The organism is Methylocystis sp. L43 (assembly GCF_015709525.1).
Classification (GTDB): domain Bacteria; phylum Pseudomonadota; class Alphaproteobacteria; order Rhizobiales; family Beijerinckiaceae; genus Methylocystis.
In genome coordinates, this window is record NZ_JADNRA010000023.1 from 91,844 (window position 1) to 114,033 (window position 22,190).

A 22,190-nucleotide genomic window follows, 5' to 3' on the forward strand; every position below is an offset into this window, starting at 1 on the left:
AACGCTCACGCGGCCTTCTCCGCCGGAGCGCACACGTCGAGAAGCGGTTCAAGCAGATAGCGCGCTAAATGCCGAACGACATCGACAGCGACGCCGTCGCCCGTCAAATGGTAAGCCTCGTTGTAATTTTTTGGCAGCTTATACGCGTCATCAAGTCCCATTAATCGGGCGGTCTCCCGCGACGAAATCAGGCGCGAACGAATCTTGTTTCCATCGACGACGACGATCGTCTGGCGGCTTGAACCGCCTGCGGGCGTCCGCAGACATCCCAAGATATCGTCAAACCGAATTTCCGCCCGTTGGACCTTGACGCCATTTTCGTCGAGGCGGGTGCGCTTATAGACCCCGCCCACCATCCGACGCCCCGAACGCTTGGCGGCTTCAACCTTCGCCTTGTTGACAGGCGACATCATCGCCAAAATTTGCTTGGTTTCAGCGGCGGTATGCCAGTCGACGCTCAAAGGATTTTCTTCGATGATATCGGCGAAAGAATTCTTGCGACGCGGCGGCGTCGGTAAATTCCACCACAGCATGTTCTTCCGGGCGCGGGAGGAAACGCTGTCAACGGCTCTGCGCAATCCCAGCGTATGAAATGGCTCGATTGGCTCCGGCGACAGGAGCGACGGGTCTATCGTCACATCGTCTCTTACGCCGATCACAAACAATCGTGGCCGGGATTGCGGCACGAACAGAGAGGCGTTGATGATCAAGGCGCCGTATCGATATCCGGCTTCGCCAAAGGTCTTGCAGATCGCTTCGAAATCTCGTCCGCCGTGGGAGGTCAGCGTGCCGCAAACATTCTCGATCGCGATAATCTTCGGCGCGCGATTGTCGTCGATCAGCCCCGTGATGACATCCCAGAACGGATAGAAGGTTCCAGAGCGCTCTCCCTTCAACCCGGCTCCGCCTCCGGCCAATGATAAATCCTGGCAGGGAAACGACCCCCAAATCAGGTCGGCGTATCCTGACAGCTCATCCACGGTGACCTGGCGAACATCGCCGACCTTGAGTTCTCCGCCCGTACCCCAGTTGGCTTGATAGGCGAGACCTTTTTTGTGATCGAAATCATTCGCGAACAGACATGTCCAATCGGACCCAAGCCCTGCCCGGGCCATCCCGCCACCGGCAAAAAACTCATAAAAATTAGGCATGACGCTTCCGCTCAATGGCTTGGTCGTCGACCAGAGCATCGTCCCGTTCGAGCTTTTCCTTGATGGCCTCGGCAATCCAGGTGTTTCTGGAGACATTGCCGGGACGCGCGCTCCGCGCTTGATCGATCGCCTCGAAGGTCTCGGGTGACAACCGAAGATTGATGCGATCCAGCGGACGAATCGCCTGATTTTTTGAAGAATCGAGCATGCAGCGAAGCTGGCGCCTTTTTGGCGCCATGTCCAGCATGTTCTATATATGTTCCGAACCGACGAGATAGCATATCGAGCCCATCTCACTTTAAATTTTCTCGTTTCCAGGTGACCTCCATGCGTTGGGCTCCGCGCTCGTTCCCCGTAAAGATCCATCGCCACCTCAATGTCGCGGACTTGGCCGACATATCGCCCGAGGAGCTCGATCAAGCGGAAGAGGAGGGCGCGCTCGCAGGCAATCGCTCCTACTGCGATCTGCGGGGCTGCGGCTGGGGCGTCGTTAGCACAGCCCTCGATATCGAGACGAAAGTGATTGACCGCCTGAAGATGGCGGATGACGTCGAAGCGGAAATGTCGGCCTTCGAAGAGGAGCGCGCGACCGCATTCGACGACGAACCCGCACTCTGGGGGCTGGATGTCGGGGTCGCCTCCGCGACAATCGCGATTTCGGCCTACGGCTCAGTCCCTGTGTCCAGCTGCAACGCAGGCGCTTTTGGCGGATGCCACTCAGCGCGCTATCCTTACGTTGCCTTTTTTCTTCCAAAGGAGTTGGCGCCTGAAATCATGCGTTGCGCCGAGGCCGCCGACATTGGGCTGCTCTGCGATGAAAGCGGACTCGCGCAAATTTATGGCCAAGGAGAAATGGATCTCGTCCGTTTCGCGCAAACTGCCTGGCAAAGAAGCGCGGCTGGCGAAGAAGAGGCCCGATGATGAATGTATTTGAGCGATCAGCGGCGCGTTAGCCTTTTTCGTGATCAAGGTGGCGACACGCCGCGCCAAGCTGATGCCGACAGAGTCTCTTGCGGCGAGCAGATCGCCGCGCCGATCAATGCGCGCCAGGCTTGGGCGCCGTCTGCTGATCGCCCCGACGAGCAATCTGAAGTTGTAAATTAGTCTGCATGTGATCGAGGGGCCGCGCGCGGCCCCTCGATCGCGTTTCAGCGGGACTTCTTGCCCTGCGGCTTCGCGGCGGGCGCTTCCGTCTTCTTCGCCGGCTTGTCGGCAAGGTGCTGAATATCCTCTACCGCGAAAGTGTAGCCGAACCGGCGCTCGCCATTAGCCGCTTTCCATTCGGTCTGCTTCGGGCGCGACGTCACTTGAACCAGGTCGCCGGATTCGAGTTTTTCGCGCGCCCATTTGATGCGCGAGTCCTGCCGGGCAAAGATCGTATGTTCGATCCACTCGGGATTGTCGATCCACTCGCCATTGCCGTTCTTATAGGGGTTGTTCGAGCAGACGGTGATAACGAGATTGGCGCCGACTTCCTTGAGCTGACCGACCCGACCGACCTGAATGTGCGTGTTGAGCTGCGACATTTCTCTCTCCTATCGTTGGGCCTCGGCCCGATGCGATGGCGGTCTGAAAGCGCCGGGGTAAGGAGACCACAGAGCCGCAAGGCCGTAAGGCTGCAGCGGGCAAGCAAAGCGCTGCGCGCCGGCCGCGACGGAGAATTTTGAAAGGGCGCGCAGCGCCCATGCGCGAGGAATTGCCGCATAGCGGCAAGGGGAAAATTCTTCGGCGCAGGCGCCGACGTGGCTCCGCCGGCGCTAGACAAGCCAGTAAAGAGCAACGGGCGAAGGCCCGACATGGCAAGAGAGATCTGTGCAAAGTTCGACACACAATCAGGTCAGTCGAATTGTCCGCCGAGCCTCGGGCCTCTTCGTTCTCACACCATCGCGCAATGCCGAGAATTGGCTTGGCCATGATCGATCCCGCGTGGCCGTATCAATAATGCCATGACGCGTCGTTCAAATGGGCTGATTATGAGAAGCCCGGCGCCTATTGAGTGACGGCCCCTACGCCGCGCAAACAGTCGACGCGGCTTGGGCGCGTGCACATCCGAAGCGTAAGGAAGCGAGTAAGAGACGAAGCCATGTCGCCGCGGGATGCGCCTGTTGCGCGCAATCGAAGAATGGGCGACGTTGCGCTTTGTCCGCGACGCGGGGGCAGGCGGCTATCCAAATATTGGTCGATCTTATGCATGGTGTTGCGATGAACGAGATTGTTTTAGCGGACGCCGATAGAGAAGGTGAAACGATGACGGCGCGCGTCATACGCTATGATCGGGAGCAACGTCGCCTCGAACTGGTGGTGCCCAACACGACTGTTGTTTTTACACTTTACGGCGATGGCGAACGCTTCACGGGAGCGCTCGGCGGCCGAAGCTTCTACTGGGATGCGCCGCGCGCCGAGCCTGCGAAAAAGCGGGTGAAGCGTTAGCCCCGGGGCGCATCCCAATTGTCGTCACGAATTCGGCATTTTCAGCAGCTCCTTATAGCCCTGCTGCGTCATCCATCGTGCGCGGGCATAATGGCTGTGATAGACGCGCCGCGCACGTTCACGGTCGACGTCGGGATCAATGTTGAGGACGATCCGGCTCGCCTCCTCCCAGCCGGCGCCATCGCGCGCCGCATCGAGCAGGCGGAGATATACGATCATATGCGAGAGATCGTAGTCGGTCAGCTCGAGCGTCGTCGGCGCTACCTCTGCGACCGTGTTGGACTGATTGGGGATCACGGTTGGCCTCCGTTAAAGCGCAGCCTATGCTTTGATCGCTCATCGTAAGGCTACAGCCGCAAGGTAGCCGATAGCGCCGATATGTGGCGGCATTCAGGGTGCGCGGAGCGACAAGCGCAGCCACGCGTCGCGACGCTATGCAGCGGCTGGCGAGCGATCGGGGCAAGCTGTGCGAACGACACGCGGCTCCTGTCGCGTACAGTAATCGAACCGCGACAGAGCGCCAGGATGGATAGCGCGACCGACTTGGTGGTCGCGAGGGGAGGTTCACGTGACAGGGAGCGAAAAGCGGAATGGGTGTTGGTCTCGTCCCGGCCGGAAATCTACGCGAGCGCATGAATGGCCATAGTCCCCGATGCGAGCGTAGAGACGCCAAAGGGCTATTACCCGGCCCGCCTTTCGGAAAATTGCGACCTCTGGTCCGAGTGAGCATAGCGACGGCGCGCCGCGCGCCGACACGAGGCCAGTGCGAGCCCGACAGGCGGGCGCTGTGATCGGCGCCGTAGCCGAGCCAACACGGATAGTGCTTGAATTCGCGCACACAATCATGCAGGCGTATCTCGTCGCACGTGAATTACGAAAATTAAACAACGATCAATGCCGGCTTTTCACCTGAACAGCAAGCGTTTGGCGAAAGATATCAACGACGCCTTGTTCGATACTCTTCTCGAAGGTCTGGTGCTTTGCAGCCGCTGTGCGACCGTCCTCAACGGAATGGTTCATGGCGCGCAACGCAATCTCCAAGCCTTCCCGTTTTGAGGTCGCCTGGATGCCCGACGTGTCGGCCGCAGCTGATTACGCGGCGTTTTCTTCACCCCCATCAGTCCGGCTTAAGAGGTCGAAAACGTTGGCGACGACGTCCACGCCGTAAATCGTCTTGCCGTCCTTCTCATAGGATGTTTCAGCAACGCGACATTCGGCGTAGATCGGCGCGCCCTTCCTGACATTCTTCAACACGAAAGCCGAGTCGCGCTCATTCAAGACGGTGACCGTAACCCAGTCGGTCTTCTCAATGCGCTCGCGCGATTTCTTGTCGGTCCAACTCCGGTTCGTCGCCACGCTGATCTTGGCGATTTTGCCATCATCGAACCCCTTGGGCTCTTGCCCAACATAGCCTCGTAGGATGAAAAGATTGGTTGTTCTCATTGCGTCTCTCCAATCATGCGAACTGATCATCGTCCGATTTCCACGACGGAAATGCCGCGCGCCGGTTAGCATTTTATTAGAAGCATGGCGATAATGTGATTGTCTCGAACAGGGATTTTGGCATTAACATAAAGCCGCGCGCAGCGGCAGGCTTCGTGCGCTCAGCCTGCGGGAAGTCAAACACGAACCCTTTGCCTCGACGCCGCCGCAAGGTCGGTCAAGAGGAAAGGCGCCGCCGGCGCCGATGCGAGGATGCTCGGTCGATCAGGGCTCGGCCCAAACGCGGCACGATCAAGCTGAGAAGGGACACGGCCGTTTGAAGGAACGGATTGATACGCTCGATGAATTGCGGGCTTTGGCGATCGGCGCTGTGATGCTGTCGCATTTCGCGCTCGCCTTCGGCTCGCAATCGATCGTCGCGTTCTGGCTCAACCTTCCTGATCTCAGCGTCGGCGTCGATCTGTTCTTTGTGATTTCAGGTTTCCTGATCTTCCAGAATCTCGCCGATCTGGCAGAATCGGCCAACACTTTCACGCGAGTTGTCGGGGCCTTCTATGCGCGCCGGGTGACCCGGGTCGCGCTTCCGGCGTGGACGATCCTCGCAGTGATCGCGCTGGCCGATCTTGAACCCCCAGCGTCGAGCGCCAACGACTTTTGGGCGGCGTCGGCGTTCGTTGCCAACGTCCATTGGGCGCGATGTGAGATCGACGCCCGCTGCGGCGACGCGCTCGCGACATCTCACTTCTGGTCGCTGGCGAGCGAAGCACAATTCTATTTCCTGGCGCCAGCGCTTCTGCTAGCGCGAGCGCGCGCGCCGCTCTACGTGGTTATCACAGCCATTCTGCTTCTCGCGCTTATTCCCCACCCGCACGGCTCCCTGCTCTGGGCGCTGCGCCCGGAAGCGCTTTTGCTTGGCGCGGCGCTCGCCAGCGAGGTGCGGCGGCGCGCCACCTGGCTGGTGAAGGCGCCGCCGGTGACCGCTGGAGTGGCTGCATGGTGGAGTCTGGTCGCGTCCATGATGGCGCGAATTGCAATTGGCCCCTTCTCGGGGTTGGCGTGGGCGCTGGTCGCGCTGATCAGCGCCGGCGTTGTTCTGGGACGCCTTAAAGGCCCGCCCATCGCGGGCCCTGTCGGCAATGCCGTTCGTAGGGCCGGCCGGGTGTCGTTTTCGGTCTATCTCGTCCACCTGCCGCTGATCGGCGTCGCGGCGGAATCATTTGCCGCCAAGATCGGTGTAACGCCTGCTGTCTTTGGCGCTCTGGCCGCGATCGCCGCCGCGACGATCGTGGTCGAGTTCGCGATCGTACAGCCGGCGGCGCAGCTCGGCCGAGCCTGGAGCGCGCGCATCGCTCTTAAAGAAGCGCCAATGAGAAGCAGCCGCGCAAAAATTCGGTCGAGCGCCATGTGAGGGCGAACGCTCTTCTGCGGCAACGGCGCTTGCGAAAGTACCGCTGCAATGCGATCGCCACGGCTCAACAAATCTCGACGGAATGCGTTGCCGGTGAAGCGTACTCCCAGAATTTCAATTTGAGCCGCATGTCGCTCATCAGCACGACGGGCGTCCACGCATGTCGACAATCGCGTTCGACCGCAGATTTGTTCCACAGCTTCGAACACGTAGCCGCAGGCGCGCCGCCTTAGGGGCCTGGCATCGAACAATTGCCGAATTATCGCCTTAACAATTCGCAACGCTTGCAGCGCTTCCTGTAGCATACCGATCACGCGCTCAGAGCACGAGACGACCGGACATTTGGTTTGATGCGGCACAATGTGAGTTTGCGAAAGAGAAGGACTGACCATGGACGCGTCTGGTGTCCGTCGTTGCGCCTGTACTTCCCACGAATTTTCCGAGTTTCGCGGAAGGCCGCCAAAGGAGCGCGCCAAAAGGACCCGCAAACGCTCCAACATATCGCTTACACGCTTGATCCGAGCGCCATGGCGGCAATCCGTGGGTGCGTTGTCGATGAAATCGATCACCTCCACCACGAAGTATCGCATTCGCTAATCCTCCGATATCACTGGTCAAGATCGCTCGCCAGTTCTTATCTTGAGGGCGTCGAAGACGTCATGGACCCATGCAACAGCTCAGAACTTTTCGAAGTCGATGACGCGATATTCACGCTCACCGAGCGGCCGACGCGCGTGGACTGGCCAGCGCCGATGATCATCTATGTCGCAGAGATTTACGACACACAAAGTGAGATCTGCGCCGAACATTTTGAAGTTATCGTTGGTCCGGATGGACGGCCCGAGCCCCGAGAATTGCTCGGGGCATAATCGGCGTCTTCGCTACGATCTCAGCGAGCGCTGGCGAGGCGATCGAAGCGTCTTGGACATCGATGTGGACGGGGCTCGACGAGAGCGAGCTAATCCGATAATGCGGTTTTGGAATTATCCCAGTTGGGATATTCGACTTAACTAGATGCGCGGCTCGAAGCCGTTAAAAGTTTCTTCAGCCGAACTCCGTCTAAATCATCGAACCAATGGCCTGGGACGAGAGCATGAGCGAGAAGGCGGATCTTGAGAAAAAAGCCGTCGGGACGCTGCAGCGCTATCGCGAAGCATATGCCAGGGCCGAGGCGCTGGAACAGGAGGCGGCGGCGGCGCGCCAGGACGTTTTTACAAGGCTCAATCGCTTGGAAATCGCGAAGGCCAAGGAAGTGGCTGTGCGCGTGAGACCCGAAATCGTCGCTGCCGACCAGGCCGCCATTTGCAGGCTGACTGAAATCCGCATCGCCTTGAGCGAAGCGACCGCGGAGCTAGATTCGGCCTTCCGGACCCTCGCCGCCTTGGATGAGCAGTTGGGCTATATCCCTGGTGTCAGCGTCGCGAAACCTAATGGGAGCTACGTTGGAGGCAGTGCCGAAGAAAACGGCGAACTCCCTTGACCCACGGCTCTCGCGCTGCCTGCGATGCGGTGGGCTAGAGTCATTCTTGCATCCCCTAGGGGTTCCCGAAATTCTGCGCCCCTACAGGTCGCGGCGCCTTCCTCTTCGATGCGCCTTCGAATCCGCGTCCGTCCACACACGAAGACGCCCGCCTAGGCCGATGGCGGCACGGATCGAATATACACTCTTGCTAACCTGCGCGCGGCGTGGCGTCACGGATACGTCAATCCTGAAGCTGTTGCCTCGCCCCATACCGATCCGCCAAACGTTAGCCCTGCGGCGTGAACGCATCCGATCGGATGTCTTTCATGCTGGCTCCGCGCATGAAGAAATCACGCTTCAGCCGTTTCACCAGATTTTCGCCGCCACACAGAAAAATTGCGCTGTCCTTGACGTTTTGCTCTGCGTGCAGGGCTGTCGCCGCAACGTCTCCTCCGGCCGGAGCATTTGGATCAAGCAGGCATGGTCGGTAGTCGACATGCGCCCGCGTCCGGCTCAGCGCTTTCAGCTCTTCATCAAGATAGAGGCCATCACGGCTGCGTGCGCCGTGGTAAAGACGAATTGGACCGAGATGGCCCCGCTTCAGAGCGTCTCGCAACACGCCATAGAGTGGCGCAAGACCCGTCCCGGCGCCGATCAGCAGCAGGCGCTGCTCCTCGTGGACGCCTTCGTAAAAGCATGTCCCGGACGGACCCGCGACATGCAAGCGGTCGCCCGGCTTGAATTCTCCCAGCCGTCGGCTCATTCGGCCATTTTCATACAGTCGGATATGCATCTCGAGAAATGGATCGTCCTCGGGATGGCTCGCGAGCGAGTAATGACGTCTTAAATCGCCATCCGCGACAAGTTCGAGGAACTGCCCTGGCCGATACGCAAAATCATCTGCATCGACACGCAGTCGGATCACATCCGGCGCGAGCGGCTCAATCGCTCGAATGACTGCATCCCGCCGCGCTCCGACGTCGTCCGGTCGCGTAATCGTCAGCGGCGACGCCGGCAAACAGACACAGGGCAGAAAAAAGCCGAGCGCCTTCTGACCCTCTGTCAAGCCAACTTGCGACTCTGGCGGAGGGACGCCTTCGACCGCGCGATGCAGACAAGTCTGACAATTGCCGGACCGGCACGACGAAGGCGCGTCGATGCCGGCGCGCTCCAGCGCTTCAAGCACAGTTTCACCTAGCCTGAGTTCGACCGAACGATCCTCGAACTTCAGCATCGGATCAACGGTTCAGTACGTCATCACGAACGGAATTTGCAATCGCCGCGACTTCCTTAACCTCTTTTTCTGGCACGCCAAGGTCACGGAGCGTGTAGTTCAGATTTTCGATTACCGCATCGACATGCGAATCATTGAGACCCTTCGCAACGAGACGCTTGTGCGCATTGCGCATGTCGGCTCCCGTGTAATTATTTGGACCCCCAAACGCCATGGTCAGGAATGATTTCTGTTTGGCGATTTGCTGATCCATGTCGACGCCATCAAAAAACCGCGCGATGCGACCGTCCGCGAGAACCTTGCGATAAAAAAGCTCAACTGCGGCATTAACGGCGTTCTCGCCCCCGAGGCGCTCGTAGAGATTTGACATGCCTTGCGTTCTCCCTGTTGCCGACCTTAGCGAGCCAACTTTTTCGGCTCGGACGTCACTTAGACGCCGCGGCGCGGAGAATCTTACCTCGACCGGCGAGATTTTTTCGCTCGGAGAATGCCTCCCGCAGGAAATTCAATCATATAAGAAAAGCGTGACGAAATTCGTAATGTCGCCGCTGACTCGATCGATAAGCCCCGGGACGAGCGCGCCGGCTCACCCGCGATCGGCCGCCTTTTCGGCGCGCACAAGCGCCAGCAATCCGAGATACACCTCTTCGCATTCGGGACATTGATGCATGTGGTGACGAACCTCGGGGAGGGTGGCGGCAGCGTCCAAGCCAGAGGCTTCCAACTCGGCGTAGCGCGGTAGACTATCGAAATAATCCGTGCAGGACATCTCTTCCCCGCTTTTGGCGGCGAAGATCGTATCAAGCAGGCGGGCAAATTCCTTTTGTTTCATTCCTAGCTTCCGGACTCAACCGTATTTGAGACGCTCTGTGACCGGAAAATCTTACCATCATCACTGAGATAAGTTTTGCGCGGGGGCGAGTCGAACGTAGCTATGATATCCTGATGCGTAACGCCTTCGGAAAGTAGCGCGGCCTTGAGGCGTTTTCGTGCATCATGAATAAGCTTGTATATGCTATTGCGATTGCCGCCGAGCCACTCGGCGACAAGATCAAGCGGCATGCACTGAAAAGCGTGAGCGACAAGCGCTTTTCGCTGGAGTGGCGTCAAAGAGTTCTCGATAAGGCGGACCAACAAAGCCCACGCTTGTCGCCGTTCCAGACTACGCTCGGGTTCTGGAGCATCGGTCGGCCAGACCGGCATATCTTCGCCAAGACGCGCGCTATTCACGACCGCCTTCCGCCAGCGTCGTCGTCGAAGCTCCCCAAGAGTGACGCGAACCGCGATCGAATAGGCCCATGTCGTAAATTTGCTCTCGCCACGAAATTGATCGAGCTTCGACTGAATGAGGATAATGGCCTCCTGGGCGCAGTCCTCCGCCGTTTGATGCAAATCGTGGCCGAGCGACCAACCTCCAGGCGTTTCATTTCGCGAGAGAAATTTGATGATCGCACCAAGCACGAGCTCACGCAGCTCAGCCAGCGCGACAGCCTGATTCTGATCGCCTGCCCGTAGGGCCAATAACCACTCGGCGTTTGATCGTTGTCTCATTTCGCAGTACGGATGACAGACAGGAAAACGGCTTGCGCGCAAAGGTTAGCATCAACATCGAAGCGACGCTATCCATAGGTCCTCCGACGCTTGGAGAGCCCTCTCCGGTCGGAAGAGATTTGGATCGGCGCTCGAGAAAAATCGCCCAGCGGTTGACGCGGTCCCGCACGCCGAGCGGATGAGCCCGTCTGAACTCACGATCAGATCGGGAGGCCTCCCCCCGACCGACCCGGGGCGCGCGTTATATTTGGCTCGGGACGCGGCCGGCGCCAACCCGACGAATGGCTGAAGACCAAGTGAGCTTGCAGAGTTCGACTGCCGGCGCGAAGTTTCAAACCTCCGGCCGGCAGTTAGTTGCTAAGCGCTTGAAGCAGCCCCAATTGGCCGGCACTGATCCAAGGAACGAGCAAGCACGCCGATTTGCCTCAACAGTTCTCGCGCTGGAATTCCCTCGGCGTCGATCGCTGCCTACTGCAGCCTCTCTGCAAAGGCGGTTCGGTTGAACAGTTTTTTTCTCGGTTTTTTCCGCGTGCTCAAATTTTTTTCTCATTATCGGGGCGTGGCGGCGGTCACGCCCTCGCTGGTTGCACGAATGGAATCCTGTTATAAGGGTCTTACCGGAAGCACGGCGATCATGCCCGGTATCAGGGCGTGCCGGTGAGATTGGCGGACACCGGCAAGCGGGGGCGGCGGCGACCTGGCTTTTTCGTGCGGAGCAGCTGGAGAACGGCGCGACCGTGGATGAACCGGCGGGGAGTCTTGCTCCTTATTTCTGCGCCGCTTCCAAATGGGTCAACGCCTCTATGGCGTGTCCGATTGCGGTGGTGGCGTTCTCTTTCTTGCCTTCCACAATCGATGCCTTCAACTGCATTATTCCTTCCTTAATGTGCGGATTGTTCATCGCCTTTTCGGCAGCTTCAGCATGCTTGAGCGCGGCTTCGGCGTGCGTCACCAACACATCCGCGTGACCTCGTTTACCATGGTCGATCGCTTCCTCGGTGTAGCTGATCGCCTCGGTCAAATGATCTTCGGCGAGCGCGAGGCGGGGCGCGAAGAATGCCGAGAAACCAAGACCCAGCGCGAGTGCGAAAATTCTGCGTTTCATTGGAAGTGTCTCCGTGAACATTCCGGAAGGGAATCATACTATTGATGACTGGCGCATGAATTCGAGATTGGATAAGGGCTCCATCTCGCCGTCCTGGCCGCGCTTTGGCGGGGTGCCTGCCGCAGGTGACGAATGGATGGCCCGCGGGACCGATCGGGCAAGCCGGAAGGCCGTATCGATACCTTATGCTGAGCCTATCCGAATTTTGTCAGTCTTCCCGAAACCGCGACGCTACCTAAGAGCCGTGGAACGAGCGCCGTTCACATATTGGAGCGCAGGCTACCCGCGCCGCAGAAAGGGCCCAGAGATAGCGGCCAGGTAGATCTCATAGAATTGCATCGGATTGATCAAATCGTGCATGAGATCGAGCGGCTGCTTTCGCAGAGGGAAACTTCGGGGGCACGCGGAAGATCAAGCACCTATTAGGAGATGCGGGCTGCGTGGAAGCCTGGCCGGCCTTATTCAGAACTTTCTGAAAAAGCCCTCCGGCCCCCTCGAGGGTTGCTTTCCGTTTTGGAAAATCCACGAAATCTGACGCGCTCCTGCGGCGTCGCCGCGAAGACCCGACCGTGGATGCAACGGCGCGCAACGTTTTCCGCTTTAAGGAAGAGGAATCGTGTGGCAGTCGCATTGTTTCAATAAAACACGAAAAAATAGAGCGCTATCATAACCGAGTCTGGAACCGAGTTGACCCGCGACGAGCGGAGTTGAAAAAAGCCCGCGACCGTGAAGCCGCGGGCAAGAGGACTTACAGGAGCCGCTCGATACTGAACACGCCAAGCGACGCCGACCAAATAGGGCAGAAGCGCCTCTAGGCAAGCGTGGCAGGCCAGGCACCGCAAGGACCCAACGATGACCAAAGCTGAGAAGCTAATACGAGGAATAGAATCGTTGCGTGAGACTATCCGGCGCGCGTGGTTAAGATCAGGCTGGCTGCTCTGACGCATGATGACCGACTTGCAATTTGAGAGTATATCGAACGCTGTCTCGCCGATCTGATCGGCGGAGCCCCTACGAGGAACTCCCCCCGGAGGCGCATGGCGAGTTGTGGGTATCGTGCGTCGCGCGGGGCGGCGGGGGCACCCGATGGCGGGGCGCGCTCAGGCGAAGAGCGTCTTTCAAGTGCACGGCATAGCGTCAGAAGCCAAAGCGGTCTCAGATCCCTCGGTCGCCGAATGAAATTTTTTGCAATCATCGTCTTGGCCCGGGGCTTAGCCACCAGAGGGGTTCGTCGATCCATTACGTTGTTGATGGTCAGATGGGATCGTGTTTCGTCCTGGCTCCTATGGCGTTTTGTCTCAGGCCGCAGTTGCGGCCAAAGCCTTTGCCGCCTGCAATTTTCCGCTGGCGCGTAAGAGCAAGGTAGCGTCGACGCTCGACGACTTCTTAATTCTGGCTTCCGCAAAGACGGAGAAGTCGGAACCGGACGAGGCCGACGCGGCTCAAAGGCATCCAGAAGAAGGCCACATGGGTTGGGCCTCTGCTAGCGCCCAGATCGTTCCAGCAATTAAGGGGCGTGAGACGCGTCGAAAGCTTCCAGCTCAGGGTGTTTTCTAGGGCCTGCTATTATGTCCTCACCCTAAGCTTAGCCTAGCTGAAATCTAATCCAGTAGATTCCGAATTTTTCGTATAGAAACAGTCGTTGCTCAATCTGGAATGAAGAGACATCGTCATCCTTGGGAGGAGGAGCTCAATGGCAACGAAACCCGCGGCTGTCCGGACGCGCGGCGTGTTGGGGCGCGAACGGGACAGTCAAAACCGTGTCTCAGACGATCAACTCCAGGAACTCCTTCAGGCATTGCAAGCCTTAAAGGAGGGCGACTTTGCCACTCGGTTACCGGGCCACTGGGATGGAGTGATCGGAAAAATTGCCGATAGCCTCAATGAGGTAAGCGCCACCAACTGCAGGATGGCGGTCGAACTTGAACGGGTCCGCCAAGCCGTGGGGCGTGAGGGGAAGACGCGCCAGCGAGTAAAATTCGCAAATCACGCCGGGGCATGGGGAGGAATGGAGTCGTCCGTTAACGCCCTGATCGACGATCTCCTTTGGCCGACCAACGAAATGACTCGCGTCATAGGCGCCGTGGCGCAGGGGGACCTTCTGCAATCAGTGCAACTGGAGCTTGAGGGACGCCCCCTGATGGGCGAATTCCTGCGTTCCGCGAAGATCGTCAACACCATGATCCGCCAGCTTCGCGAATTCACTTCAGAAGTGACACGGGTCGCGCGCGAGGTCGGAACCGAAGGAAAACTCGGCGGCCAGGCGCAGGTTCGCGAGGTAACGGGCGTATGGAAAGAGCTGACAGAATCTGTGAATTTTATGGCCGACAACCTCACTAGCCAGGTGAGAAATATCGCAGAGGTGACGATCGCCGTGGCTAACGGCGATCTTTCCAAGAAGATCACGGTCGATGTGCGCGGCGAGATCCTGCAGCTCAAAGAAGCCATCAACACAATGGTGGATCAACTTCGCTCATTTGCCTCAGAAGTCACGCGCGTGGCGCGCGAAGTTGGCAGCGATGGCAAACTGGGGGGCCAGGCGATCGTGCCGGGTGTCGCCGGTACTTGGAAAGACCTCACCGATTCGGTGAATGCAATGTGCGGCAATCTGACGGATCAGGTGCGCAACATCGCCCAAGTGACGACCGCGGTCGCCCGAGGCGACCTATCGCGAAAAATCACCGTGGATGTGAAAGGAGAAATCCTCGAGCTCAAGCAGACCATCAATACCATGGTCGACCAGCTGAACTCGTTCGCTTCCGAAGTCACAAGAGTTGCGCGAGAAGTCGGCACCGAAGGAAAGCTTGGCGGTCAAGCGGTCGTCGCCGGGGTCGGCGGCACTTGGAAGGATCTCACTGACAGCGTCAATTTTATGGCTGGCAATTTGACGGCGCAGGTTCGAAACATCGCCGAAGTGTCGACTGCTATCGCTAACGGAAATCTTTCGAAGAAGATCACCGTAAACGTGTCCGGAGAAATTCTGGAGCTCAAAGAAACAATTAACACGATGGTCGACCAATTGAACGCCTTCGCCTCTGAAGTGACGCGTGTGGCGCGCGAAGTCGGGACGGAGGGTCGTTTAGGAGGCCAGGCGCAAGTGATGGGAGTAGCCGGCACATGGAAAGATCTGACGGACTCGGTCAATTCGATGGCCGGAAATCTTACCGCGCAAGTTCGAAATATTGCTGAAGTGACTACCGCGGTTGCGCGCGGAGATTTGAGCCGAAAGATCACCGTCGACGTAAAAGGCGAGATTCTGCAGCTCAAGGAAACCATCAACACGATGGTCGACCAGTTGAACGCTTTTGCGTCTGAAGTGACACGCGTCGCGCGCGAGGTCGGCACGGAGGGCAAGCTCGGCGGACAGGCTCAGGTGCCGGGCGTCGCGGGGACATGGAAGGATCTCACGGACAATGTGAACTTTATGGCCGGCAATTTGACGGCTCAGGTACGAAACATCGCCGAGGTGGCGACCGCGATTGCCGATGGCGATCTTTCGAAAAAAATCACGGTCGACGTGCGCGGCGAAATCCTTTTGCTCAAGGAGACGCTGAACACGATGGTGGATCAGTTAAACGCCTTTGCGGGCGAGGTCACGCGCGTCGCGCGCGAGGTCGGCACGGACGGACGTCTCGGCGGCCAGGCTGTCGTGCCCGGTGTTGGCGGCACGTGGAAGGACCTGACCGAAAATGTAAACCTACTAGCCGCCAACCTGACCACGCAGGTCCGTAATATCGCGGAGGTGACGACTGCGGTCGCTCGCGGAGACCTGAGCCGGAAAATCACCGTTGATGTGAAAGGCGAGATTCTGCAGCTCAAGGAAACCATCAACACGATGGTCGACCAGTTGAACGCCTTCGCGTCAGAAGTAACGCGCGTGGCGCGCGAGGTCGGCACGGAGGGCAAGCTCGGCGGTCAGGCTCAGGTGCCGGGCGTAGCAGGCACATGGAAGGACCTAACGGACACGGTGAACGTAATGGCCGCAAACCTGACCGAGCAGGTGCGCGGAATCGTCAAAGTCGTGACGGCGGTCGCCGAAGGGGATCTCAGTCAAAGTCTTACCGTAAAATCCAAAGGCGAAGTAGCTGCGCTGGCGGACACCATCAATAGTATGACGCGAACTCTCGCGACCTTCGCCGTTCAGGTGACGACAGTGGCGCGTGAGGTCGGCGTTGAGGGCCGGCTTGGTGGCCAGGCAAATGTGCCGGGAGCAGCCGGCACATGGAAGGACCTGACGGGGAATGTGAATCTTCTTGCAGCGAATCTCACGACACAGGTGAGATCAATCGCTGACGTCGCGACTGCGGTGACGAAAGGCGACCTTACACGACTCATCCAAGTCGATGCGCGTGGAGAGGTCGCGGAGCTCAAAGATAATATCAATACGATGATCGACAATCTCAGGCTCACCACGGATCGCAATACCGAACAAGATTGGCTAAAAACCAATCTTGCCAAGTTTACCGCCATGCTACAAGGACAGCGTGATCTGAGCTTGGTGGGTCGCTTATTGCTTTCCGAGCTCGCGCCACTCGTCGGCGCGCAGCAGGGCGTCATCTATCAAATGCACTGCGGCGACGGTCCGCCAATTCTTAGTCTCCTCTCCGCCTACGCCGATGACCGAGAGAGGAGCCACCAGCTCCGCCTTAGTATCGGAGAAGGACTCGTGGGCCAGTGCGCGACTGACAAGCGACGAATCCTGATCAATGACCTACCCGCCGATGTGGCCCCCATACGGTCGGCGTTGTTCAGTTCGGCGCCCCGTAATATCGTCGTGCTCCCGGTGTTGTTCGAAGGACAGGTCAAAGCGGTGATTGAACTCGCAACTGTCGGCAACTTTAGTGAGCTGCAGACAATGTTCCTGGAACAACTCACCGCGTCGATAGGCATAGTTCTCAACTCGATTGAAGCGACGATGCAGACGGAAGCGCTCTTGGGGCAGTCGCAGCAACTCGCCGCCGAGCTTCAGGCCCAGCAGAGTGAACTACAAAAAACCAATGAGCAGCTTGAGCTGAAGGCTCAACAGGTAGCCGAGCGAAACGTTGAGGTCGAGCGAAAGAATGAAGAGCTGGAGCAAGCGCGCCGCGCCCTCGAGGAAAAAGCCGCCGAGTTGGCGCTCACCTCCAGATATAAATCTGAATTTCTGGCGAATATGAGCCATGAGCTCCGCACGCCACTGAATTCGATTCTTATTCTTGGCCAACAGCTCGGTGAGAACCCCCAGGGAAATCTGACCGAGAGGCAGGTAGAATTCGCACGAACGATTCATGGCGCAGGCACTGACCTGTTGAACCTGATTTCCGACATTCTAGATCTATCAAAAATCGAATCTGGCACGGTCACGGTCGAAGCGGAGGAGCTAGACTTCAAGAGTCTTATCGAGCGGGTAGCGCGACCCTTCCGGCACGAGGCTGAGAATCGCGGCTTATCATTCCAGGTAAACGTCAACGCCAACGTTGGCCGCAGCATCGTGACCGATTCCAAGCGGCTTCAGCAAATATTAAAAAACCTTTTGTCGAACGCATTCAAGTTTACTCCGGCGGGCGCTGTTTGGTTCGATGTGCGAGCCGCGACGAAAGGCTGGAGCGCGCAACACCCTTCGCTCTCGCAAGCGCATCTTGTCGTCGCCTTCAGCGTCCGCGATACCGGAATCGGCATACCTCAAGAAAAGCAGCCCATCATCTTCGAGGCGTTCCAACAGGCTGACGCTTCAACGAGTCGTCGATTTGGCGGCACTGGGCTTGGTCTTGCCATTAGCCGGGAGCTTGCCACTCTTTTGGGGGGTGAAATTCACCTGCGGTCAACCCCGGGAGAAGGCTCAACATTCACGCTTTGTTTGCCGATTGCCTATGCTGGTGCGGGCGCGTCGCGATCAGTCGATCCACAGCCCTTGATGCAAATGCCACAAGCGCCGTTTGGCAGCAGTTTCAGCATTGCACCACAAAAGGATGATCGCGAAAATATCACCGAAGACGACGGCGTCTTGCTGATCATAGAGGACGACCCGGATTACCGACGCATCCTCGCCGACCTAGCGCGGGACAAGGGTCTCAAAGTCATTATGGCTGCCACTGGTTCTGAGGCAGTAGCTTTGGCCCGTTCCTTCAAGCCAACGGCGATCTCGCTCGATGTTTATCTGCCCGATCTGTCCGGTTGGACAGTGCTCTCACGACTCAAACAGGATCCTTCATTGCGCCACATTCCGGTGCAGATGCTGACGATAGATCATGACCGTAAGCAAGGGCTGGCGCGCGGGGCCTATAGTTTTATTTCGAAGTCTGTTACAGCAAGCGAGCTAAGTTCGGCTATCGAACGTATTGTCGATTTCTCAAAGCCACGCCAGCGAAGGCTTCTCTTGATCGAGGACAGCGTGGTCGAACAATCAGCGATTCGCGCCCTTCTTGAATACGACGATGTGGAGATCGTCGTGGCCCAATCGGGTCAAGAAGCCTTGCACGCCTTAAGCAGCCAAAACTGGGATTGCGTCGTGCTGGATTTAGGCCTTCCGGACATGTCCGGTTTTGACGTCCTTCAGCAATTAAATGCCGAGAACGCAAGCGCGACCGTTCCGTGCGTGATCTTCACGGGCAAGAAGCTATCGGCTGAAGAAGATGCGCGCCTTCATACGATGGCGCAAAGCATAGTGGTGAAGGATGTTGAGTCGCCCGAGCGTCTGCTCGATGAAACCGCGCTTTTCTTGCATCGGGTGATCGGCGACTTGCCGCCCGAAAAACAAATTATGTTGGAGCGACTCCATAGTTCCGATGAAGACATGTCCGGCCGGACGATTTTGCTGGTTGACGACGATGCTCGGAACCTTTTCGCCCTGTCGAGTTTGCTCGAACGTCGAGGGATTAATGTACTTACAGCTGCCAATGGCGGCGACGCCCTCGACCTGCTTGAGAAACAAAGCTCGATCTCGCTCGTGCTTATGGATATCATGATGCCCGGAATGGACGGCTATCAGACAATCAAGGCAGTGCGCGAGAATCCGCGTTTCGAGCGTCTTCCGATTATTGCGCTAACCGCAAAGGCCATGAACGAAGATCGCGAGAGGTGCCTTGAAGCCGGCGCGTCCGATTATCTCGCCAAACCCGTAAACACTGAGCAGCTCTTGTCTACGCTGCGATTATGGTTCGCCAATGACGGAAGCTGATAGTTTCGCTGATGAAGGCAAAGTCAATATCCTCCTCGTCGATGATCAACCGGCGAAGCTATTGAGCTATGAAATAATCCTGAATGAGCTAGGTCACAATTTGTTGAAGGCGAATTCGGCGACTGAAGCATTTAAATTATTGCTGGAAAATCAGGTCGCCGTCATCTTGGTTGACGTCTGCATGCCGGATCTTGATGGTTTCGAGCTTGCGCAAATGATCAGGGATCATCCGCGCTTCACCGATACTGCTATCATATTCGTATCTGCAATAAACGTAACGGAAATGGACAGCCTGAGAGGCTACGAGCTAGGCGCGGTGGACTATGTTTCGGTACCCGTAGTTCCAAACATATTGCGTGCAAAGGTTCGGGTTTTCGTTGATCTCCACATCAAGACACAAGCGTTGGCTCGCATGAACAGCGAACTTGAACAGCGAGTGGCCGAACGGACAGCGGAGCTGGAAACGGCGATCGCACGTCAAGAGTTGCTAGCTCACGAAGTAGATCATCGGGCACGTAATGCTCTCGCGGTAATTCAATCGATAGTAGCGTTAACGCCAGCCGACGACGGTCTCTATTTTGCTAGTGCAGTAAGAGGCCGTATCCACGCCATGGCCACGGCGCACAACCTGCTTTCAGAGAGCCGCTGGAGTGGCGCCAATTTACTTAATCTCGTGAAGGAAGAACTCGCTCCATACGCTCAAAGCAGCATCAAGATTGCAGGGGAGGCGGTTTCGATCGCGCCATCGATAGCGCAGAGCCTAGCGCTTGTGCTGCACGAGTTGGCGACGAATGCAGCGAAATATGGCGCTCTGAAAGATTCTGAAGGCTCCCTGTCCGTCAGTTGGCAGTTGAGCGACGAGCGCTTGGAACTCAAGTGGCGCGAAGAAGGGAACGCGGATGTCGTCCCCCCATCTCGCGCGGGATTCGGCTCCAAGGTCATCGAAACGAGTATCACGGGACAACTGCAAGGTCAGATCGAGCGCGAGTGGAAGGCGAGTGGTTTGGTATGTTTGATCCGAATTCCGAGCGAGCACTTTCTGGTGTCGGGGCCTAGCAGGGGCGCGTCTGAAGATAAGCGCCGCCGTCAAGGTGACGCCCCACATGTCCGCGGGCGCAGCATTCTCGTGGTGGAAGATGAAGCCATGGTCGCCATGATGACATGTCACGTCATCGAGGATCTCGGCGCCAAGGTGATTGGTCCTTTTGGGCGAGTGGAGGAAGCTCGGAAGGCGCTATCCGAATATCTCGACGCGGCGGTGCTCGATGTAAATCTCGACGGCGAACTCGTGTATGAGCTAGCGGATGAATTAAGAAATCGCGGCAAGCCGATCATCTTCGTCACAGGTTATCATGCCGCCGCGATCGCTCAGGAGTTCGGCGATGTGCCGGTGCTAACAAAGCCGATAGAGCCAGACGAACTTGCCGCGGCGTTGGCGGAACTACTCGTGGAGTAATATCGGGCTTCGGACGGAATTCGGCCGCGTCGCTCGACGACTGGCGCCTCGCCGATTGCGTCTATCGTCTGCGGCGGCTGATGGAGGCGCGCATGGGGAACAGCGGGCACCGCGAGTTCATCCAGGTGCTGCGGCTGATGGAGGACTTCCATCAACATCTCGTCGAACAGGCCATCGCGGAGGCGCTGCGTCTTGGCGCAATCAGTTTTGACGCGGTGAAGATGCTCCTGCTCGCCAAATTGGAGAACCGGCTAGCCTGGCTCGATCTGACATTCTACCCCTATCTGCAGTGGCGACGGTCGGCGCGACAGACCCGCGCGCCTATCTCGGGCTCGTCCCCAACGCAGCCGCTATCGAGCCAAGTGTGCGAGTTTCGGCATGAGCGCCTCGCAGGAGTCGACCTCCCAAATGATCGTCGCGCCGCAGGTGCTGCTGGGCAATCACCTCAAGGCGTTGAAGCTTCCCACCTTCGCGCGAATATGAGAAAGTGGCGCTGGAATCGGCGCAAGATCGCGCCGATTATCCGCGCTATTTGCTGCGCCTGTGCGAACTGGAGCGCATCGATTGCGAGCGGCGCAATGTCGAGCGTCGCATTCGCTTGGCGCGCTTTACGCAGATCAAGAGCCTCGACACATTCGACTTCGCCGCGCAGCCGTCACTCAACAAGCCGCTGGTTCTGGAGCTGGCGCGGTGCGAACGGATAGAGAAGCGACAGAACTGCATCGCGCTGGGTCCATCCGGAACCGGCAAGACTCACCGCGCTCGCCCGTGGGCTCGCCGCTTGCTAAAAGGCCTTCAGCGTCGCTTTCACCTCGGCCGCCGCCCTCGTGCACGAACTCATGGAAGCGCGCGACGAGCGCCGCCTGCGGGCGCTGCAAGGGCATCTCAACACCATCAAATTGCTGATCGTCGAAGAGCTGGGCTACGTGCCGTTCACGGCGGTTGGTTCTGAACTGCTCTTCGAGGTCTTCAGCCAGCGCTATGAACGTGGCGCCACGCTGGTGACCAGCAGTCTGCCATTCGATGAATGGACGTCGGTGTTCGGGTGGAACGGCTCACCGGCGCGCTGCTCGATAGGCTCACCCATCATGTCCACATTCTGGAGATGAACGGCGACAGCTATCGTCTCGCGACAGCCAGATATCCGACGCTAACCGGACGCCGTCTCTGGCGGGAGATCAAGGAACGCGGATATGCCGGCGGCTACACTGCGGTCACCGACCTTCTGCGCGAACTTCGGCCCCCGCGCGCGAAAGGCTTCGAGGAGGCGCCGATCACGAAATCGTCTGATCGCCATCCCGCCAGACTGGGGAATTTTACTTCGGCGCTTCTGGGGAAATCGAAATCGGCATTTACACAGCGTTAACTACAGAACCAAGGGAGAAGCCGACGCAGCCATTTAACCGCCGTTGACAATCGTCTCGCTGGAGGCAAAATTCTTCCAAGGCCTCCTTTCGGCGCACAAGGCGCCGCGTCGATTGAGGGAAGTCACACCTTATGTCGCACACTAACCGTGCAACGCGCGATCCCACACGCGAATTGAATCCATCCCGCTGGTGGATGCGCAGCGCGGCGCTTCGCCGGAAGTCGGAGCGAGCAGCAGGTAGCCGCCGTCTCGATTGCTCTTGCACACGAACAGCTCGGGAATTGGACGCCACTATGTTCAATGTGGTACAAGAGCTACGCTGCTCAACGCTTTGAACCCCTCGAGAATGGCGCTAATCCAGCAACCAGAGCGATACAGTTTGATGCGTCCTAGCCCCAGCTTGTCTCAGGTTCACTTACACGAGCCGT

General features: G+C 58.0%; 17 protein-coding genes and 2 pseudogenes. 10 read left to right on the forward strand and 9 right to left on the reverse strand.

Features of this window, described 5'->3' with window-relative positions; translation table 11 throughout:
- Window positions 1-5: 5 nt before the first annotated feature.
- Window positions 6-1,517: a DNA cytosine methyltransferase gene (locus IYX23_RS06265; RefSeq protein WP_312029698.1), complete on the reverse strand. Its 1,512-nt coding sequence runs from the start codon at window positions 1,515-1,517 to the stop codon at window positions 6-8.
- Between IYX23_RS06265 and IYX23_RS06270 the strand changes: the two genes are divergently transcribed.
- A complete protein-coding gene (locus IYX23_RS06270) occupies window positions 1,479-2,072 on the forward strand; it encodes a hypothetical protein (RefSeq protein ID WP_124740541.1) in 594 nt (197 codons plus the stop codon). The genes IYX23_RS06265 and IYX23_RS06270 overlap by 39 nt on opposite strands.
- Window positions 2,073-2,299: 227 nt before the next feature.
- On the opposite strand, the gene IYX23_RS06280 is transcribed toward IYX23_RS06270, so the two are convergent.
- A complete protein-coding gene (locus IYX23_RS06280) occupies window positions 2,300-2,677 on the reverse strand; it encodes a single-stranded DNA-binding protein (RefSeq protein ID WP_124740542.1) in 378 nt (125 codons plus the stop codon).
- A gap of 649 nt (window positions 2,678-3,326) precedes the next feature.
- Between IYX23_RS06280 and IYX23_RS06285 the strand changes: the two genes are divergently transcribed.
- Window positions 3,327-3,581, forward strand: coding sequence for a hypothetical protein (locus IYX23_RS06285; protein ID WP_124740543.1), 255 nt, complete (start codon window positions 3,327-3,329; stop codon window positions 3,579-3,581).
- Window positions 3,582-3,605: 24 nt separating this feature from the next.
- On the opposite strand, the gene IYX23_RS06290 is transcribed toward IYX23_RS06285, so the two are convergent.
- Window positions 3,606-3,878 carry a DUF2285 domain-containing protein gene (locus IYX23_RS06290; RefSeq protein ID WP_124740544.1) on the reverse strand — a complete coding sequence of 91 codons (273 nt, stop codon included), beginning with the start codon at window positions 3,876-3,878 and terminating at the stop codon, window positions 3,606-3,608.
- Window positions 3,879-4,475: 597 nt separating this feature from the next.
- Here IYX23_RS06290 and IYX23_RS06295 point away from each other — a divergent pair.
- Window positions 4,476-4,637 carry a hypothetical protein gene (locus IYX23_RS06295; protein ID WP_154454021.1) on the forward strand — a complete coding sequence of 54 codons (162 nt, stop codon included), beginning with the start codon at window positions 4,476-4,478 and terminating at the stop codon, window positions 4,635-4,637.
- 36 nt (window positions 4,638-4,673) lie between these two features.
- Here IYX23_RS06295 and IYX23_RS06300 read toward each other — a convergent pair whose 3' ends face one another.
- Window positions 4,674-5,024, reverse strand: coding sequence for a single-stranded DNA-binding protein (locus IYX23_RS06300; protein ID WP_124740545.1), 351 nt, complete (start codon window positions 5,022-5,024; stop codon window positions 4,674-4,676).
- Between the two features lie 316 nt (window positions 5,025-5,340).
- On the opposite strand from IYX23_RS06300, the gene IYX23_RS06305 reads away from it, so the two are divergent.
- The 3 genes from IYX23_RS06305 (at window position 5,341) to IYX23_RS06315 (ending at window position 7,912) form a co-directional block, all read left to right on the forward strand.
- A complete protein-coding gene (locus tag IYX23_RS06305) occupies window positions 5,341-6,432 on the forward strand; it encodes an acyltransferase (protein ID WP_164479497.1) in 1,092 nt (363 codons plus the stop codon).
- A 659-nt stretch (window positions 6,433-7,091) separates the two neighbouring features.
- The gene (locus IYX23_RS06310; protein WP_124740547.1) at window positions 7,092-7,301 is read left to right on the forward strand and encodes a hypothetical protein; all 210 of its coding nucleotides are present in this window, start codon (window positions 7,092-7,094) and stop codon (window positions 7,299-7,301) included.
- 224 nt (window positions 7,302-7,525) lie between these two features.
- Window positions 7,526-7,912 carry a hypothetical protein gene (locus IYX23_RS06315; protein WP_124740548.1) on the forward strand — a complete coding sequence of 129 codons (387 nt, stop codon included), beginning with the start codon at window positions 7,526-7,528 and terminating at the stop codon, window positions 7,910-7,912.
- A gap of 268 nt (window positions 7,913-8,180) precedes the next feature.
- Here the strand turns inward: IYX23_RS06315 and IYX23_RS06320 are convergent, their stop codons facing one another.
- From IYX23_RS06320 to smbP, 5 genes are all read right to left on the reverse strand, one after another.
- The gene (locus IYX23_RS06320; RefSeq protein WP_196398835.1) at window positions 8,181-9,128 is read right to left on the reverse strand and encodes a 2Fe-2S iron-sulfur cluster binding domain-containing protein; all 948 of its coding nucleotides are present in this window, start codon (window positions 9,126-9,128) and stop codon (window positions 8,181-8,183) included.
- 4 nt (window positions 9,129-9,132) lie between these two features.
- A complete protein-coding gene (locus tag IYX23_RS06325; protein WP_196394655.1) occupies window positions 9,133-9,498 on the reverse strand; it encodes a group 1 truncated hemoglobin in 366 nt (121 codons plus the stop codon).
- A gap of 216 nt (window positions 9,499-9,714) precedes the next feature.
- Window positions 9,715-9,960, reverse strand: a complete 246-nt coding sequence (locus IYX23_RS06330) for a hypothetical protein (protein WP_018409358.1) — start codon at window positions 9,958-9,960, stop codon at window positions 9,715-9,717.
- Window positions 9,961-9,962: 2 nt separating this feature from the next.
- A complete protein-coding gene (locus IYX23_RS06335) occupies window positions 9,963-10,679 on the reverse strand; it encodes an RNA polymerase sigma factor (RefSeq protein WP_246716528.1) in 717 nt (238 codons plus the stop codon).
- 766 nt (window positions 10,680-11,445) lie between these two features.
- Window positions 11,446-11,784 carry a small metal-binding protein SmbP gene (gene smbP / locus IYX23_RS06340; RefSeq protein WP_124740551.1) on the reverse strand — a complete coding sequence of 113 codons (339 nt, stop codon included), beginning with the start codon at window positions 11,782-11,784 and terminating at the stop codon, window positions 11,446-11,448.
- A gap of 1,693 nt (window positions 11,785-13,477) precedes the next feature.
- On the opposite strand from smbP, the gene IYX23_RS06345 reads away from it, so the two are divergent.
- The 4 genes and pseudogenes from IYX23_RS06345 to istB form a co-directional block, all read left to right on the forward strand.
- Entirely contained in the window at window positions 13,478-18,940 is a 5,463-nt protein-coding gene (locus IYX23_RS06345) for a HAMP domain-containing protein (RefSeq protein ID WP_124740552.1), read from the forward strand.
- A complete protein-coding gene (locus tag IYX23_RS06350; RefSeq protein WP_154454020.1) occupies window positions 18,927-20,396 on the forward strand; it encodes a response regulator in 1,470 nt (489 codons plus the stop codon). Before IYX23_RS06345 ends, IYX23_RS06350 begins: the two co-directional genes overlap by 14 nt.
- A 68-nt stretch (window positions 20,397-20,464) precedes the next feature.
- A pseudogene (locus IYX23_RS20210) lies at window positions 20,465-20,778 on the forward strand (IS21 family transposase); the annotation flags it as partial.
- A 26-nt stretch (window positions 20,779-20,804) separates the two neighbouring features.
- A pseudogene (gene istB, locus IYX23_RS06355) lies at window positions 20,805-21,537 on the forward strand (IS21-like element helper ATPase IstB); the annotation flags it as partial.
- Window positions 21,538-22,190 lie beyond the last annotated feature (653 nt).